The organism is Cobetia sp. SIMBA_158 (genome assembly GCF_046566945.1).
GTDB classification, from domain to species: domain Bacteria; phylum Pseudomonadota; class Gammaproteobacteria; order Pseudomonadales; family Halomonadaceae; genus Cobetia; species Cobetia amphilecti.
In genome coordinates this window covers 1-229 of sequence record NZ_JAWJYL010001248.1, presented here as the reverse complement: position 1 = coordinate 229, position 229 = coordinate 1, and the positions used below count along the sequence as shown (strand labels likewise).

Here is a 229-nt window from a genome sequence, read left to right as displayed (position 1 = left end):
CGATCCGTCGAGCGCCTTCGTCGGCTATGCGGGCGCCGTCGCCGTGAATCTCGCGCTCGGCGGCACGCTCGACAACTTCCAGCCCGCTATCGAATGGTTCAGCAAGCTCAAGGCGAACCAGCCGATCGTGCCGAAGCAGACCGCCTACGCGCGCGTGCTGTCGGGCGAGATTCCGATCCTGCTCGACTACGACTTCGACGCCTATCGCGCGAAGTACAAGGATCACGCC

At 64.6% G+C, this 229-nt stretch carries 1 pseudogene; it reads left to right on the top strand.

The window, feature by feature from the left end:
• A pseudogene (locus tag R2R70_RS23710) lies at positions 1-229 on the top strand (ABC transporter substrate-binding protein); the annotation flags it as partial.